The organism is Sphingobacteruim zhuxiongii (assembly GCF_009557615.1).
In the GTDB taxonomy this organism is placed as follows: domain Bacteria; phylum Bacteroidota; class Bacteroidia; order Sphingobacteriales; family Sphingobacteriaceae; genus Sphingobacterium; species Sphingobacterium zhuxiongii.
The window spans coordinates 329,986-345,699 of record NZ_CP045652.1; the positions used below are offsets into that span (position 1 = coordinate 329,986).

Here is a 15,714-nt window from a genome sequence, read left to right on the forward strand (position 1 = left end):
CATTGACTGCTAGAAGCCAATAAAGTTTAAATCAAAGGTAGGATTTATAATGAAATTTAATTCTATGTAATCGATTTATTGCAAAAGAAATTCGACTTCTTTAAAATAAAATGTTGTTACCCCGTCATTTGTTTCTAAATATAGCTTTCCATCCTCGTCAACGCGCAATATTTTTGCCTCGAAAATTTCATCGCCAGCACGATACTTCGATGTCTGATTGCGTAGAAATAGGTTTTCGTTATATTCCGCTAGTAAATTTTCATGCGAAATCTCCTGCTTCTCTAAAGCGATATATCGTTTAGTTATGTAGTTAATAATTTCTCGGCACGAATTTTCTAGGGAGGGGACGGTATAATTTGTTTCTCGAAAAATAGAGCTTGCTTTTTCTGCAATCTCTCCTGGGAATTCTTCTTGATTGGCGTTTATTCCAATTCCAATTATGGACTCCTTAATTCCTTTAGAATTGCTCTTGTTCTCAATCAAAATGCCGGTAACTTTTTTATCGTTAATCATGAGGTCGTTCGGCCATTTGATTTTCGCGTCGATTTGTAACGAATGAAACCAATCGATAATGCCCAAACTAACACACATATTCAGTATAAAATGATCTCTTAATTTGAGAAAGACGGGGTATAGCAATAAACTGAACGTAATATTGACATTTGGGGCTGAAAGCCACGTATTGTCGCGTTGTCCACGACCATTTGTTTGCTTTCTTGCCATAATGGCAGTAAACTCGGGAAGTGGCTTGAATTTTGACAGTTGACTTTTTAAATAATCGTTTGTGGAAGTAACCTCGTCTAAAACAATTAAATTTAGGGGTCGTGAATCTCCCGAAAATATGTTATTTTGCAAAAGATAATAGCGTTTAAAAATTTATCAGTCAAAAGTATAATAAATCTTGATGAGTAAAAACAAAAAGTCTTCGTTGTCCGAGAAGCTAGCGGATGTTGTCATACACGGTATGCAAGAAAAGAAGGGAAATGAAATAGTGAGATTGGATATGCGCGAAGTGAATGGGACTTTGTCTGATTATTTTGTTATCTGCCATGCCGACTCCAATGTGCAGGTAAATGCGATCGCCAGAAGTGTTGAGGAAGAAGTTTATAAAGCCTTTGGCCAAGATACTTGGCATAAAGAAGGTCATGGAAATGGCGAATGGGTACTGCTCGACTTTGTCGATGTTGTTGTTCACATCTTTAAAACAGCGACTCGCGATCATTACAGAATAGAGGATTTGTGGGGGGATGCCCAAATTAGCACGTATCAAAGTGCATAGAGTTTAAAAAGTCAAACGTAGTTTAAGTGTATAAATGAAGAAAGTTCCTAGTAAAAAAATTACGCCAATGCCACCGAAATTTAACATGATTTGGCTTTGGATTGCAATGATTGTAGGATTTTTCGGTCTTCAATACTTATTTAGTAGTGAAGGAACGAAAAAGATTACCTACAAGGAGTTCGAGACAAAGATGCTTATCCCTGGCGACGTGGAAAAGCTTGTTGCAACAAAAAGCAACGACTTAATAGATGTAGAAGTATATATCAAAAAAGATAAATTAGCAGACGAGAAATACAAAGATGTTGCGCCAAATCCAAATTCACTAAGCATTTCGCCTAGTGTGGGTCCTCAATATCAATTTACGGAACCTTCTGCTGAAATATTGGAAGCCAAGTTAAAAGCTTCTCAAGATAGTTTAGCGACAGGGCAACCTAAATTAGGGGTTTCTTATGAAGATAGAACAAATCCTTGGGCTGGATGGTTCATTTCGTTTATGCTTCCGTTGTTAATTATTGTTGCGATTTGGATTTTGCTGATGCGCCGTATGAACGGTGGTGGCGGTGCCGGTGGTGGTGCTATCTTTAACATCGGGAAATCGAAAGCTCAATTATTTGATAAAGAGTCTCAAATCAATATCACCTTCAATGATGTTGCTGGTTTAGAAGAAGCAAAACAAGAGGTGATGGAAATCGTTGATTTCTTAAAAAACCCAAAAAAATATACTGATTTAGGCGGTAAGATTCCTAAGGGAGCTTTACTTGTCGGCCCTCCGGGAACGGGTAAAACTTTATTAGCAAAAGCAGTTGCTGGTGAAGCGCAGGTTCCATTCTTCTCTTTATCAGGTTCTGATTTCGTAGAGATGTTTGTTGGGGTTGGAGCTTCTCGTGTTCGCGATTTGTTTAAGCAAGCAAAAGAAAAAGCGCCTTGTATTATTTTTATCGATGAGATTGATGCCATCGGCCGTGCTCGTGGAAAGAACTCCGTTATGGGTGGTAACGATGAGCGTGAGAACACATTGAACCAATTATTGGTTGAGATGGACGGTTTCGGTACGAACTTAGGGGTTATCATTTTAGCGGCAACTAACCGTTTGGATGTGTTGGATTCTGCATTATTGCGTCCAGGACGTTTTGACCGTCAGATTTCTATTGATAAACCAGATTTAATTGGTCGTGAACAAATCTTTAACGTTCACTTGAAACCATTGAAGCTTGCGGAAGAAGTCGATGCGAAAAAACTTTCTGCACAAACTCCAGGGTTTGCTGGTGCAGAGATTGCGAACGTATGTAACGAGGCGGCGCTAATTGCTGCTCGTAAAAATAAAAAAGCAATTAACATGCAAGATTTCCAAGATGCGATTGATCGTGTTATTGGAGGTCTTGAGAAGAAAAATAAGATCATTTCTCCTGAAGAGAAAAAGATCGTGGCTTATCACGAGGCTGGTCATGCGATCGCCGGTTGGTTTTTAGAACATGCCGATCCATTGGTAAAAGTTTCTATTGTTCCACGTGGTGTTGCTGCCCTAGGTTATGCGCAATATTTGCCAAAAGAACAGTTTCTATATACAACTGAGCAATTAGTGGATAGTATGTGTATGACAATGGGTGGACGTGTTGCGGAGGATATAACATTTGGAAGAATTAGTACTGGAGCGCAGAATGATTTAGAGCGTATAACTAAATTGGCTTATGCCATGACAGCTGTATACGGTATGAACGATAAAGTTGGTAATGTCTCCTTCCGCGATAGTTCTGGCGAGAGTCAATTTCAAAAACCGTATTCGGATCAGACTGCAGAGTTAATCGATGACGAAGTTCGTATTTTGATCTCAGCGGTATACGATAGAACAAAGCAATTGCTGTTGGATAAACAAGAAGGCTTGATTAAAATTGCTGAGAAGCTTTTAGAAAAAGAGATCTTATTTCAACAGGATTTAGAGGAGATCTTAGGTAAGCGTCCTTTCCAAAATAAGACGACTTATGATGAGTTTGTAAATGGTGGTGCAGACGGTGGAGGAGTTCCTCAGACGGATCTGACCCTTCCAGCAAGCGACAATGATAGTTCGCCGCAAAGTACTCCTGATAATCAGTCTAGTCAAGAAAATAATCAATAATACTTAACAGACATGGTTTACCAACCATGTCTGTTCTTTATATATGAATATTCGAAATACAACAGCCAAAGAGAAGATGCTGAAGAAGATTCGGCAGGCCCTGCTTCAAAAACGTGAGAATCCTAATCCTGCGTTTGAGGACAGCCCTTTGTATAAGGATGAAGAGGAACCTTTGGACGTTACCTTTGCCCGTGAGTTCACTTCGGTTGCAGGACAGTTTGTTTACTGTGATGGAGAGATTAATCTAGTTGAAAACTTGATTATCCTGTTAGAAAAACTGAAGTTAACGAAGTTATATGTATGGGATAAGTCGCTGCAGAAGTTTCTTGATCAATATGGATTCCCTTACCATAAAAACAGAACGGATTTCGACGATATAGAAGTCGGATTAACCGCTTGTGAAGCGCTAATTGCTCGTAATGGAAGTATATTGATTAGCAATGCCGATGCATCTGGGAGACGATTAAGCGTTTACCCACCGGTCCATATTGTGATTGCTAAGACTTCCCAATTGGTGATGGATATTAAGCATGGCATGGCTTTAATGCGTGAAAAGTATGGGCATAATTTACCAAGTATGATAAGTACGGTAACTGGTCCCAGCCGAACTGCAGATATTGAGAAGATGTTGGTTCTTGGCGCACATGGCCCTAAGGAATTATACCTATTACTCCTAGAAGATAGATTTTAATGATTCAATACTATATATTAAATATGCCGGTGGCAAGTGTAATTTTTGCATTGACTGTCGGACTTAGTATTTATGTTTTTTCCAATCCAGAATGGTTTGGACGTTTAATGTTGCATCCCTATTCGATTCATAGAGATAAAAGCAAATGGTACCTGATATTGACAAGTGGATTGATCCATAAGGATTGGATGCACTTGATTTTCAATATGATTACCTTTTACTATTTTGGTTTTGGCTTAGAGGCTATTTTTGTTGAGATTAGTGGTCCTTTCGGACATGTTCTGTTCGCATTATTGTATATCGTAGCATTAATTCTCAGCGATATCCCGACCATTCGTCAGCAAAAGGATAATTATGGATATCATAGTTTAGGAGCATCTGGAGCCATAAGTGCAGTGTTGTTCAGCTATATTTTATTTAATCCTAAAATGATGCTGTATATTTTCTTTGCGATCCCAATTCCAGCCTTTGTATTTGCATTTTTGTATCTAGGTTATTGTATTTGGGCTTCAAAGAATGCGAGAGACGGTGTAAATCATGATGCACACCTATTTGGTGCGCTAACCGGAATTGTCTTTACATTGATTACGTATCCTTGGATTATCAAGCATTTTATAGATAAGTTCTAATCAGTATTACTGCTTAACGATATTAAAGCGTTCCGAATTGTCGGGACGCTTTTTTTATCCTAACCATGTCTGCCTATCCAAGCTTCGGAAGTGAATAGCTTCGGCAAGGTGTTCATTCGTGATGTCTATCGATTGTTCTAAATCTGCTATTGTACGCGCTACTTTTAGAATCCGATCATAAGCTCGGGCGGATAAGTTTAACCGTTCCATCGCAGTCTTCAAGAGGTTCTTGCCTGTCGCGTCTATTAGGCAAATATCTCGGATTTGTTTAGCGCTCATTTGTGCGTTACTGTGAACATTTTGATGGTTCTTAAATCTACTCTCTTGCACTTTCCTTGCTAAGATAACACGAGATCGTATAGACTCGCTGTTTTCTGATTTACGACTCTCTAGGAGTTCATTGTATTCGACCGGAGTAACTTCTATGTGTATGTCAATTCGATCCAAGAGAGGTCCTGAAACTTTGCTTAAGTACTTTTGTACATTGGCGCTTCCACAAATACATGGTCGGTTGGGATGGTTGTAAAATCCGCAGGGACATTCATGCGTTGCCCTGTTTGCGTTTTGAACAACAAATCAGGAAACCTCCATCAATATCAAAACCAGTAAATCCGCAGTCTCTTGGAGAACATATCCGGAAGAAACGGATTGAGCTAAGGCTGTTTCAAAAGGATGTAGCAGAAATATTTAATGTCAGCAAGGACTGTATCACCTATTGGGAGAACAACAGAAGTGAACCTCAAATCCAATACTATCCATACATTTTCCGGTTCTTGGGATATTGTCCGTTTAAATTTGATACGTCTACATTTGCAGGGAAGATTAAAACTTATAGATATTTAAATGGGCTTAGTCAAAAGCGATTTGCAAAGTTGATGAACGTTGACCCTGCTACGGTTAGTCGTTGGGAAGAAGGAACAGGGCGAGGATTCAAGAAAAACGAGATTGATATTGTTTTATCGGTAAACTTCCCTTTTTAATTAATTGCAATATAAGCCTTATCTACATTTTTTTTCGGCTTACACTTTACAATAAATTGAAAAAAGGGTAGCTTGGAGCATATATCCTTAAATACAAAAACTACAACTTAGGCGCCTTAGTAAAAAATAAACCATCAATTACTTACGAATTCGGATACCTAAAAGAATCAAAGGATGACTGTTAGCTTTAATACTGCGACATAGAAAAGTGTAGGTCTATGATTAGCACCAAGACAGGTATGCATAGCATTGCAGGTAAAAATGCGAGACGAACAAAAAGAGTTAACGAGCATTGGAACGGCTTTTTGAAGGTACATTTTATGTCAGCCTTTCGGCTCGGTCCTTAGTGGAGCCGAAGACAGAGCCTGAGGCCCAAACAATTACAAAGGCAAATATTTAGGGTCCGTCCCTGTACATTCAATAATCCCTTGCAACAAACTCTGCCATACCACCTTGAAAAAAGGGTGATTTGGATTTCGTTCATAATCAACCTGAGCAACATGATACTTCCCATTTGCATCGGGATTGCTGTCATTGATAAAGAATTTGTTTGCTATAAAAGAAAGAATGCCTTTCTTGCCAGGTCCCTTTTCAGGATGCTTCAATACATCAACCTTCAGATGGTTGTAGTCAAACGTGAACTTCCCCCAATTCTGCACATCATTGCCATGCATATCAAAAGTAATCTTTTCAATATTTCCATCAGCCAATCTAATATTTAATAGCGGTTCCAAAATCCGGTTGTAAGTACCTACTTTCATAGCCGTCAAGCCCCCCTTATAAGAGTGATTGCCAGCCTTGCTGAGCATGTCAAAGCTGAAAAACGCACTCAAACGACCTTCCCCATAAATATTGCCCACCAAGTCTGCCGTCATAATCTTGTTTCTGCACAAAACAGTTGTATCGTTGCTGACATTCTTCAATGTCCCCCTGATATTTTTGAACTCTATTTTTCCTTCCCTAAAGTACTTATCGCTGATCTGTGCATAACTGAGGTCTATGCCACTTACTTTTACTGCCTTTACAGAAAATGGCAAGCCTACTTTCATGAACTGTTGGGCTGGCGATTGGCCTACCTTGGACACGTTCTCCAATTGATAGCGTTTGTCCTTGGAAAGATCAAAAACTCCACTGACAACATGAGCACTATCGGCCTCAAATAATTTTTCTGCCAATAGTTTCTGCATATTTATACCTGTAATCCATGTTGAATCCAGATCCAGTTCTATCCTTGGTTTGTTAAGTTTGTCCTGTTTTGCAAAAGCCTCCAAGCTCAGTGTAGGCTGCAAGCTCAATTTGGAAATCTGTGCATCCCGATTTTTTGAGCTGAACTTTAGGTCTTTGAAGCTAAAGGTATAGGGCGCCCCCTCCAAATTGGTCTTGAACCCCGGAATGTGCAATGCAATATCCTTGGAATACAGAAACCTCGTACTGTCAGTGCCCGAATGTTCATCAATCAGAAAATTGTCAACGGCTATGTCAACCCCCTTCACCTTTTTTGGTTTAGTAGCTTCCTTGTTTAGGTCTGCAAGTTCCAAATCAATGCCATTCGCCCGAAACTTATCTACTCCCAAAGACTTAAAACGATCTTTGATCATATCATAAGGGTCTTTCTCTTCCTTTTCATTATATGGCCTATCCCGGAGTAGAACCTTCGCTTTCAAGGAATCCAAAGCAATGGTTCCGATATCGATCTTCTTATTGACCAATATCCCCCATACACTGGCACCACTAATCGCCAAACGATCCGCCCTAGCTTCAAACCTAGTATTAGGTGCTTTTTTGGCGCTATCCAACTTTATATATGCGGTACTGTCATTTTTGAGAAGAATGTCTTTTAGTGTAAGGTTACCACCCACGATATCTAAGTCCAGGTCACTGTACTCAATGCTGTAAAGTCCTTCGGAGGATTTGGTGATTCCTTCCTTCAGCTTCTTGTCCAACATGGGTTCCAATTTATAAGAAACAAAATATAGCCCCCCTAATATCAATAAAACCAAGGCGGCAAGGATGCCTACCCAGATTTTCCATCTGTGTGATTTTTGTTTGTTATCCATTAGATAAATAACAGATAAGGAAAGGGGATTGTTTTGTTGATAGCTCTGGTATTCAACAGAATACCAAAGGTGAGAGTTTCAGAATACCAAGGTTGATAGATAGAGAGAACAAGGGTGTTGGCAACACGAACGTCATGGTTGGTGTCCTCACCAACCATGCATAGGAAATGTTTCGGTGATAATCTCATTTGGGCAAAAAATAGAAACTATATTTGGTTTTATAACGAGAATAACTTAATCCATCTTTTTTTAAGCTTCCAAAAAATGAAATCGGGTATAAATTGGATTACCTTAAGTACAACATTGGGGGAGGGGTACAATCTGCTATTTATCTGTAGCCTTACCCTTTTTCAAACAGTGAATAAATATAAAAACGCGTATTAAGAAACCAATTGTTCTTCAGCGTATAACCATGGGCTTAATCCATTTAAAGCTTTGTGAGGATGATTACTATTGTAATCAATCTGCCATTCATAGGCCAGTGCATTTACGTGGCTGATTGATTCAAATAAATAAGCGTCTAACACATCTTCTCTGAATGTACGATTGAAGCGCTCAATATAAGCATTTTGAGCAGGCTTGCCAGGTTGGATATATTGTATTTCTATTCCATGATCGCTACAAAAATCTTTGAAAACTTTAGCTATAAATTCTGGTCCATTATCTGTTCTGATACGCTTTGGTTTTGCTCTGTGTAACAGTAATTCTTGTATTTTTTGCACCAACCTTGTTGCAGGAATAGAATAATATGCTTCGTTAAGTAAGGCTTCTCGATTATAATCATCAATAATATTGATAACTCTAAACCTTCTCCCATTAGCTAGAGAATCGCTCATGAAATCGATCGACCAGGGGTCATTAATGGAACCAGGAACAAATAATCGTTCTTTGATTCTAGCTGGTAGGCGTCGTTTCCGCTTCACTCTAAGCTTTAAATTAATATTACGATATACACGAAGCACTCTTTTTCGATTCCATAGAAGACCCTCCATTCGGATCTTACCAAAGTAAGTTTCAAATCCTCGTGTATGATATTTCGTTGAGAGATCCATCAGTTTATTAATAATGATCTGGTCATCTTTTTTATGAGCATAGTAGTACATACTACGACTCATGCAAACAATTTTGCAGGCTCTATGAATACTGATCCCTTCCGCTTCAATTACACCTTCAATCAGCTCTTTACGTTCACAGAAAGCTTTTTTTTTCAATGATGTCTTTTAAAATACGATGATCCAAGCTCAAATCAGCAAACATTCGCTTTAAACGGCTATTTTCTTCTTGTAATGCTTTCAACTCTTTCAAATGCTGGGCATCCATACCGCCATACTTTTGCTTCCATTGATAGAAAGTGGATGATGTAATACCATGTTCCCGACAAATGTCGCGTGTCGATTTACCGGATTCATATTCCTTTAGAATACTGACAATCTGATGCTCTGAAAATTTGCTCTTCTTCATAATGTTTAACAAACTAATTTAACATTTTTAATTGGTCTGAAAAACGGGGAAGTCTACCAAAAGGGTAAGGCTACAATATCTATATGCTTGTTATCGATTTATTAAGGTATTTGCTAATTAACGTATTTCCAAGTTGCAGCAGCTACTTCGGCAATAATCTTTGCAGAGACAGGCTCTTCTTCCTTACTGTCCGTAACATAAACAGAAATAAAGAACACTTTATCATTGGGAAGGCTTACCACCCCAATGTCATTGACCGCTGCTGTGATTCCCGTCTTCTTGTTTTTTCCTGAATAACCAGTTTTGTGCGCTACGACTGTGCCAGGGGGCAAATCGCCCTTTAAACGATTGAGGCCAGTCCTGGTGCCACGCATCGTATCCCAAAGGAATTGATGTGAGGTTTCTGAAAGCAGGTGTTTCGTATTCCTGTAATAGTCGTAAAGAATTTTATTACTTGAACCGACAGTTGTCCAGTTTTGAAATTGCTTTTCCCAATCTTTTTGCTGTACTTCCTCGGTAAGTTTAATCGATAAATCTTGATATCCATTAGCAATGAAATAAGCTTGAACTTTATCGGGACCGCCTAGTAACTCAAATAAAATATCACAGCCTACGTTGTCGCTATCTGCAACGGTGAAGTCAATTACTTTGCTTAGTGGTAATGTAACTCCATTTGGATATTGTTCTTTGATTGGACTATATAAGTCCGTCGTAACAGCAGCTTTTGAAATTGTTATAGGTTGATCAAGTTTTAGGACACCCAAATCGACTTGATTTAATACAGCAATAGCGAGATGGAATTTATAAACACTTTGAAATGGATAATGATGTTCGGCATTGACCGTCAGACTGTCAGTGTAATCATCGTTGTGTATCGCGATACCGACTTTAGCCTTGTATTTAGAAAGTATCGTTTCGATATCTTTTTTTAATTGTGCTTTCTTAAGGGATTGCGCATTGGCATTGAAGGAAAATAACATTAGAATTAATATCGAAAAAGCTAAATTATGCCTCATATAGTTACGTTTCAAGGAGAACGAATATCCCCAAATATTATTGTATTTCAACAATATTTGGATTTAAACTTTTTGCTAATGTATCGGTCGAACTAATTAAGACGTTCTAGGAATAGGATAGGTTTTCGAAAAGTGCTAAATATGCAGCGGCTTATTTATTGAAACATAATAAATGAAATTTTGTCATTTAGGTTTAAGTTTCTGGAAAGTTTTAGCAAATAAAAACGAAACGGTCTTTTTTTTGTTATATTAAATGAAAGTTGAATTTAAGAATTGAAAAACTTACAAAACACTATATTAAGATGAATGATAATGGAAAAATCGTAACAGCTTTATTAGCTGGTTTGGCAGCAGGTGCTGTATTAGGGATTTTATTTGCGCCTGATAAAGGGTCTGATACAAGAGAAAAAATCAATGAGTCTCTTGCGGATTTAGGTGACGCAATTAAAGAGCGTGCAGAAGAGCAATTCGATCAGTTAAATGATTTGAAAGAGAAACTTGCAGCGACTTTAAAGACGAAGTTAGGTAGAGCGGAGTCTATTATCGACGAAGAAATTGAAGAGCACGCTTAAAACTTGTTTACGCTAGTGTAAACATTTTCACATAATTTAATAGAGCTGTCTGCAATTATCGGAGCGGCTCTATTCAATCAAATCAATGCATGGAAGAACAAAAATTTTCTTTTTCAGAATCCTTTAAGAAGTCAAAGGAATACCTTGACACACAAGTTGAACTATTAAAGTTGCAGGCAATCTCGCGAATGACGCGAATTATGGGTTCTTTAATTGTCGATGGTAGCAAGTTATTGTTGACACTTTTGGTTGTGTTTTTCTGGTCGCTAGCGCTAGGCTTTTATCTTGGGGAAGTGTTAGGAAGTTATTCCCTAGGATTTTTAGCTACCGGAGGAATATTTTTGATCATCGTGTTGTTGATTCGTGCCTTTGAGCCAAAGTTAGAAGCGAAGTTTATGGATCTTTCAATCAAACGTATTCTTGCCAAGTGGGATGATCCAGATGAGGATGAAGAAGATGTTTTAGCTGCAGAGTCGGATGATAGAAATTCTGCGCAGACAGCAAATGATAATTCAGCGCCAGATTTGGAGAACGAAGAAGTAGTTAACGAAAGTGAGAACGATAAAGAACGAGTGTAAACAGTTATGAGAATAAAAATTTCAAATATTACAGATCTACAATCGGAGATTGCTCGTTTAAAAGGTAAAAAAAAGGAGCAGGAACGCTTTTTGGTAGATCAGTATCAGCTTTTAAAACATAAGGTGGAAGCGCCAGCACGTATCTTTAATATGGTTGTTTCTAACGTACCAGGTGTTGATATGGTGAAAGGTCTTGTTTCTGGTATTGGTTCTCTTAAAGGAACAAAGAAATCAGATTGGTTGACTAAAACTGTTCAATTGGGTTTACCTTTAGTGCTTAATCGTACGCTGTTGAGGAATGCAGGATGGTTGAAAAAAGGTTTGGTGCTGTTTGCTTCGGAGACAGCCGCACGTGAAGTAAACCAAACAACGGTATCTTCTATTATTGATAAAATAACTTCTTTCGTGAAACCAAAGAAGAAGAAAAAGAAAGATAAGGTTGCAGATGAAATCGAAAGGACTGAAGTTGCGCCTCCTTTACACCCTCCAATGATTACTGCAGAGGAGAGTGTACAAGATAACGCCTATGGCATCCCGAAGGATAGTGAGACTTATTAGTCTTTTAATTCTTTCTCTTTCGTAAGAAAATCTTGGTAAGCTATTGCAATACCTTCCTTCAGATTGACTTTATGTTTCCAGCCTAGGTTATGTAGTTTACTTACATCCATGAGTTTTCTCGGTGTGCCATCAGGTTTGCTACTATCAAACTCCAATTTCCCTTTGTAACCAACAACTTCTTGAATGGTTTCGGCTAACTCTTTGATACTAATATCTTCACCGACACCGATATTTATAAACTGTAATTCATCATAGTTTTCCATTAAGAAGACACAAGCATCTGCCAGGTCATCTGCGAATAGAAATTCACGTAAAGGAGTTCCTGTTCCCCAGATAGTAACCGAAGGAGCATTGCTTTCCTTGGCTTCATGGAAACGACGGATAAGTGCTGGAAGTACATGTGAATTCTGGGGGTGGTAATTATCATTAATGCCATATAAGTTTGTCGGCATAACAGATACATACTTATCTCCGTATTGTAATCGATAAGATTCAACCATTTTAATACCTGCAATTTTAGCAATTGCATAAGGTTCATTCGTGTACTCTAATGTTCCAGTCAAAAGAGAATCTTCATTTAATGGCTGTGGAGCTAACTTCGGATAAATACAACTTGAGCCCAAAAACATAAGCTTTTGAACATTGTTTTCATGCGCGAAGTGAATCACATTGTTTTGTATTGCTAAGTTTTCGTAAATGAAATCTGCACGATAAGTATTATTAGCCATAATACCCCCAACTTTGGCAGCGGCAAGAAAGACATATGCTGGTTTTTCTTTTTCAAAGAATTCCTTTACTGCTTCTTGATTACGAAGATCGAGTTCTTTGGAAGTACGTGTTACGATATTAGTGTAACCTAGTTCTTTTAGTTTGCGGTAAATTGCAGACCCTACCATACCACGATGTCCTGCAACGTAGATTTTTGCTTGTTTTTCCACGAGAATGTATTGATTAGTACAAATATAAGGTTATTTTTGCGACTTAATTCAAAGTAATGGGTAAGGATAAACTAAGAAAGTTTGCAGAAGTAGCTACATTTCTAAATGTTGTACAGCTTGACGAAGGGAAGCCGTATAAAGGTAAGTGGGCATCAGAGTTTTTTAAGAATGAGAAACCATTAATTCTTGAACTGGCTTGTGGCAAAGGGGAATATACAGTCAACTTAGCGAAGCTTTTCCCTGAAAAGAACTTTATTGGTATCGATTATAAAGGGAATCGTATTTGGAGAGGAGCGAAAACAGCGTTAGAAGATGGAATTACCAATGTTGGTTTCCTAAGAATTCAGATCGAGACTATATTAGAATACTTTGAGAAAGGTGAAATCTCCGAAATCTGGATTACATTTCCGGATCCTCAACCTCAAGATAGTCGCGAAAAGAAGCGCTTAACAAATCCTGTCTTCCTAGAACGCTATAAGCATATTTTGATTCCCCAAGGTATTATGCATTTGAAGACCGATAATGATGGGTTTTATGCATATACGTTAGAACAAATCGAGTTGCAAAACCTCCCAAAGAATAAAGAAACAACGGATCTATATCAATCTGATTTGGTTGACGAGGTATTGTCTATCAAAACTTATTATGAGAAGAAATATTTGGCTGTTGATAAGAACATTAACTATGTTCAATGGAGATTCAATAAAGAAGGAGAGTAAACAATTCGAATAAATAGCCATTCTATTTGATCAAATAGTTCGTCACGTGTAGGTGTCTGTTCGACATCGAGAAAAATTGTAAAGGATTATTCTAAAAGAGCTTCCTAAGATTGGATTTATTTCAACATCTTAGTTTTTTAGTTATATTTGAGAAGCAACCAAAACCATTTGCAATAATTTCTTGAATTCTAACGATATTGAACACGTGTGAACCACATATTGTTGAGCAATCTTTAGTTTCCCGATTAGTAAGCGGGGATTATGATGCTTTTACGCAGCTTTATCAGCAATATAGTCTACGTTTATTAGGTCGGATTATCCGTTTAGTCAAATCAGAAGAAGTAGCCGAGGAAATTCTACAAACACTTTTTCTTCGGGTTTGGGAGCGGCGGGCGCAAATTGATCCCTCAAAACCATTAAAGCCATTTCTATTTACTATTGCACAAAATTTAGTCTACGATCATTTTCGAAGAATTGCGCTGGATGAGCGATTTAGAGATGAGTTTATAAAGCAATATGCAGAGGACTACCAACATATTGAAGAAGAGCTGACCTTCAAACAGACCCAAGAAAGCGTAATGAACGCGATTAAGGCGTTACCTCCCCAATGCCAGAAAGTCTTTATCTTGTTTAAGATCGAGGGAAAGAGCTATGCAGAAATCTGCGAAACCTTGAATATTAGTAAATCTACCGTCAATAATCACCTCACAAAAGCCAATAGTTTGTTGAAAAGTAATCTACCGCTTTATCAATATAGAATACTGGCAACCTTTATCTATCTCTGGGCTAATTTTTAAATTTCTTTTCATTCGTGTAGGTACTTTTTGGGAGTTAAGCGTATTAGCTTATATACAACCTAAAACCAACCGATGCCGAAATCTGATTTACAAATCGTTTTTGACAGGTATATTGCTGGAATCTCAACAAAAGAAGACTTACTAAACTTACTGTCAAGTCTACAACATGGAGAAGATGAGTTTCTTAAGCAACATATCCTAGAGGAACTTTCAAAAGAAGACTTAAGCCTTTCTGAGCAAAGGCATAGTGTTATTGTGGATCGTGTCCTCCAGAACCTGCAAAGGAAGCGAGCAGAAGAAGAATTGCAAACCGGCGGAGACAATGGTTCATTTGGAAACGAAGACTGCCCTGAGGGCCTAAAACTAGGAGATTCAAAGATTAGAAGGTTGAGGAGAAAATGGTTTCTTGTAGCCGCTTGTTTTCTAGGTATTTGCCTGATCATCCCAACATTAAGGAAAAGCAGTTCAAAATCGAATTCAAATAAGAAGCTTGTAACCAAGGAAATCTATCTCCCTTCCCATAATGAAGCCACAATACTCTTTGAAGATGGAGAGATTTTATCGGTGCTTCATACCGATAGTGCAGTTCTAAGAAGTCGAGGAATTGAAATCATAAAGGCAGCCAATAAAGAGCTTGTGTTTAAGATCCATTCAACAACGAACCAAACCAATCAAAAGCAAACTTTTAGATCCCCTAAAGGGATGGTTTCTCAGCTTATATTATCCGATAATACCCATGTTTTACTTAATTCGGGAAGTCAGTTGCGCTATACAAATTCATTTACGCAAGCCGAACGTCGAGTTTCCCTAGAAGGTGAAGCGTATTTCAAAGTGAGCCCAGATAAGAAGCACCCCTTCATAGTTAGCGCCAATGAAACTGAAATTAAAGTATTAGGAACTTCATTTAATGTGTCGACCAAGCAGAGTGAACGGCAAGTCATTACGACACTAGAGGAAGGATCAGTATTGGTGAAAAACAAAGCAAGGGAGATACGAATGTCCCCTGGCATGCAATCTTCTTCTAACCAACTCGGAGTAATAGATACCGTGCAAGTAAATGTTGCACAAGAGACTGCATGGAAGGATGGCTTGTTCAAATTTAAAGGGGAAGAGATTCAAAGTGTTTTGGAGAAATTACAGGCATGGTATGCTATTGAATCCGTAGAGATCGATGTCGTTACCAGTGATCGATTTACTGGAACTATAAAACGAACAAGGCAGCTTTCTGACGTACTACAAAATCTAGAAAAGATATCCAATTATAAATTTCAAATTAAAGACAGGAGGATCATCGTTAGCAAAAACCAATAAAACTGATTTATTGGA

General features: G+C 38.1%; 18 protein-coding genes and 1 pseudogene. 11 read left to right on the forward strand and 8 right to left on the reverse strand.

The genetic code is table 11. The features are described from left to right. Positions 1–75 precede the first annotated feature (75 nt). Entirely contained in the window at positions 76–855 is a 780-nt protein-coding gene (locus GFH32_RS01395; RefSeq protein ID WP_160366911.1) for a biotin--[acetyl-CoA-carboxylase] ligase, read from the reverse strand. A 49-nt stretch (positions 856–904) separates the two neighbouring features. Here GFH32_RS01395 and rsfS point away from each other — a divergent pair, with 49 nt between their 5' ends. From rsfS to GFH32_RS01415, 4 genes are read left to right on the forward strand one after another with little or no spacing between them, the layout of a single operon-like run. After that, positions 905–1,279, forward strand: a complete 375-nt coding sequence (gene rsfS / locus GFH32_RS01400) for a ribosome silencing factor (protein WP_153509381.1) — start codon at positions 905–907, stop codon at positions 1,277–1,279. A gap of 34 nt (positions 1,280–1,313) precedes the next feature. Then, a complete protein-coding gene (gene ftsH, locus GFH32_RS01405) occupies positions 1,314–3,392 on the forward strand; it encodes an ATP-dependent zinc metalloprotease FtsH (protein WP_153509382.1) in 2,079 nt (692 codons plus the stop codon). 43 nt (positions 3,393–3,435) lie between these two features. Next, positions 3,436–4,083: a LutC/YkgG family protein gene (locus tag GFH32_RS01410; protein ID WP_153509383.1), complete on the forward strand. Its 648-nt coding sequence runs from the start codon at positions 3,436–3,438 to the stop codon at positions 4,081–4,083. Beyond that, positions 4,083–4,712 carry a rhomboid family intramembrane serine protease gene (locus GFH32_RS01415; protein WP_194285658.1) on the forward strand — a complete coding sequence of 210 codons (630 nt, stop codon included), beginning with the start codon at positions 4,083–4,085 and terminating at the stop codon, positions 4,710–4,712. Before GFH32_RS01410 ends, GFH32_RS01415 begins: the two co-directional genes overlap by 1 nt. A gap of 54 nt (positions 4,713–4,766) precedes the next feature. Here GFH32_RS01415 and GFH32_RS01420 read toward each other — a convergent pair whose 3' ends face one another. Continuing rightward, on the reverse strand, positions 4,767–5,159 hold the full coding sequence (locus GFH32_RS01420) for a magnesium chelatase subunit ChlI family protein (protein WP_458296198.1): 393 nt from the start codon (positions 5,157–5,159) through the stop codon (positions 4,767–4,769). Between the two features lie 9 nt (positions 5,160–5,168). Continuing rightward, positions 5,169–5,213: pseudogene (locus GFH32_RS18685) on the reverse strand (hypothetical protein); the annotation flags it as partial. 2 nt (positions 5,214–5,215) lie between these two features. Between GFH32_RS18685 and GFH32_RS01425 the strand changes: the two are divergent. Further along, positions 5,216–5,692 carry a helix-turn-helix domain-containing protein gene (locus GFH32_RS01425; RefSeq protein WP_153509385.1) on the forward strand — a complete coding sequence of 159 codons (477 nt, stop codon included), beginning with the start codon at positions 5,216–5,218 and terminating at the stop codon, positions 5,690–5,692. Between the two features lie 380 nt (positions 5,693–6,072). Here GFH32_RS01425 and GFH32_RS01430 read toward each other — a convergent pair whose 3' ends face one another. The 4 genes from GFH32_RS01430 to bla all read right to left on the reverse strand — a co-directional run bounded on the left by GFH32_RS01430 (position 6,073) and on the right by bla (position 10,226). Beyond that, positions 6,073–7,749, reverse strand: coding sequence for a hypothetical protein (locus GFH32_RS01430; RefSeq protein WP_153509386.1), 1,677 nt, complete (start codon positions 7,747–7,749; stop codon positions 6,073–6,075). 380 nt (positions 7,750–8,129) lie between these two features. Continuing rightward, positions 8,130–8,960, reverse strand: coding sequence for an IS3 family transposase (locus tag GFH32_RS01440; RefSeq protein WP_228384184.1), 831 nt, complete (start codon positions 8,958–8,960; stop codon positions 8,130–8,132). Beyond that, positions 8,938–9,210 (reverse strand): transposase, encoded by a 273-nt coding sequence (locus GFH32_RS18290; RefSeq protein WP_228384185.1) that lies wholly within the window; start codon positions 9,208–9,210, stop codon positions 8,938–8,940. Before GFH32_RS18290 ends, GFH32_RS01440 begins: the two co-directional genes overlap by 23 nt. A 113-nt stretch (positions 9,211–9,323) precedes the next feature. Then, complete coding sequence (gene bla / locus GFH32_RS01445) at positions 9,324–10,226, reverse strand: class A beta-lactamase (RefSeq protein ID WP_153509388.1); 903 nt, start codon at positions 10,224–10,226, stop codon at positions 9,324–9,326. A gap of 260 nt (positions 10,227–10,486) precedes the next feature. Here bla and GFH32_RS01450 point away from each other — a divergent pair, with 260 nt between their 5' ends. The 3 genes from GFH32_RS01450 (at position 10,487) to GFH32_RS01460 (ending at position 11,934) form a co-directional block, all read left to right on the forward strand. Further along, positions 10,487–10,798 carry a YtxH domain-containing protein gene (locus tag GFH32_RS01450; protein ID WP_370659306.1) on the forward strand — a complete coding sequence of 104 codons (312 nt, stop codon included), beginning with the start codon at positions 10,487–10,489 and terminating at the stop codon, positions 10,796–10,798. An 89-nt stretch (positions 10,799–10,887) separates the two neighbouring features. Further along, entirely contained in the window at positions 10,888–11,376 is a 489-nt protein-coding gene (locus tag GFH32_RS01455; RefSeq protein WP_194285659.1) for a hypothetical protein, read from the forward strand. Positions 11,377–11,382: 6 nt separating this feature from the next. Continuing rightward, positions 11,383–11,934, forward strand: coding sequence for a hypothetical protein (locus tag GFH32_RS01460; protein ID WP_153509390.1), 552 nt, complete (start codon positions 11,383–11,385; stop codon positions 11,932–11,934). Here GFH32_RS01460 and fcl read toward each other — a convergent pair. Then, positions 11,931–12,872, reverse strand: a complete 942-nt coding sequence (gene fcl / locus GFH32_RS01465; protein WP_153509391.1) for a GDP-L-fucose synthase — start codon at positions 12,870–12,872, stop codon at positions 11,931–11,933. The two genes, GFH32_RS01460 and fcl, sit on opposite strands and share 4 nt — an antisense overlap. A gap of 56 nt (positions 12,873–12,928) precedes the next feature. Between fcl and trmB the strand changes: the two genes are divergently transcribed. The 3 genes from trmB to GFH32_RS01480 all read left to right on the forward strand — a co-directional run bounded on the left by trmB (position 12,929) and on the right by GFH32_RS01480 (position 15,699). After that, the gene (gene trmB / locus GFH32_RS01470) at positions 12,929–13,591 is read left to right on the forward strand and encodes a tRNA (guanosine(46)-N7)-methyltransferase TrmB (RefSeq protein WP_153509392.1); all 663 of its coding nucleotides are present in this window, start codon (positions 12,929–12,931) and stop codon (positions 13,589–13,591) included. Between the two features lie 197 nt (positions 13,592–13,788). Continuing rightward, entirely contained in the window at positions 13,789–14,388 is a 600-nt protein-coding gene (locus GFH32_RS01475) for an RNA polymerase sigma factor (RefSeq protein WP_160366870.1), read from the forward strand. A gap of 72 nt (positions 14,389–14,460) precedes the next feature. Next, entirely contained in the window at positions 14,461–15,699 is a 1,239-nt protein-coding gene (locus tag GFH32_RS01480; protein ID WP_153509394.1) for a FecR family protein, read from the forward strand. Positions 15,700–15,714: the final 15 nt, after the last annotated feature.

Excerpts from the sequence above, each read along its gene's own strand:
- rsfS (WP_153509381.1), top strand. The coding sequence starts at position 905 with ATGAGTAAAAACAAAAAGTCTTCGTTGTCCGAGAAGCTAGCGGATGTT.
- ftsH (WP_153509382.1), top strand. The coding sequence starts at position 1,314 with ATGAAGAAAGTTCCTAGTAAAAAAATTACGCCAATGCCACCGAAATTT.
- GFH32_RS01410 (WP_153509383.1), top strand. The coding sequence starts at position 3,436 with ATGAATATTCGAAATACAACAGCCAAAGAGAAGATGCTGAAGAAGATT.
- GFH32_RS01415 (WP_194285658.1), top strand. The coding sequence starts at position 4,083 with ATGATTCAATACTATATATTAAATATGCCGGTGGCAAGTGTAATTTTT.
- GFH32_RS01425 (WP_153509385.1), top strand. The coding sequence starts at position 5,216 with ATGGTCGGTTGGGATGGTTGTAAAATCCGCAGGGACATTCATGCGTTG.
- GFH32_RS01430 (WP_153509386.1), bottom strand. The coding sequence starts at position 7,749 with ATGGATAACAAACAAAAATCACACAGATGGAAAATCTGGGTAGGCATC.
- GFH32_RS18290 (WP_228384185.1), bottom strand. The coding sequence starts at position 9,210 with ATGAAGAAGAGCAAATTTTCAGAGCATCAGATTGTCAGTATTCTAAAG.
- bla (WP_153509388.1), bottom strand. The coding sequence starts at position 10,226 with ATGAGGCATAATTTAGCTTTTTCGATATTAATTCTAATGTTATTTTCC.
- GFH32_RS01455 (WP_194285659.1), top strand. The coding sequence starts at position 10,888 with ATGGAAGAACAAAAATTTTCTTTTTCAGAATCCTTTAAGAAGTCAAAG.
- GFH32_RS01460 (WP_153509390.1), top strand. The coding sequence starts at position 11,383 with ATGAGAATAAAAATTTCAAATATTACAGATCTACAATCGGAGATTGCT.
- trmB (WP_153509392.1), top strand. The coding sequence starts at position 12,929 with ATGGGTAAGGATAAACTAAGAAAGTTTGCAGAAGTAGCTACATTTCTA.
- GFH32_RS01480 (WP_153509394.1), top strand. The coding sequence starts at position 14,461 with ATGCCGAAATCTGATTTACAAATCGTTTTTGACAGGTATATTGCTGGA.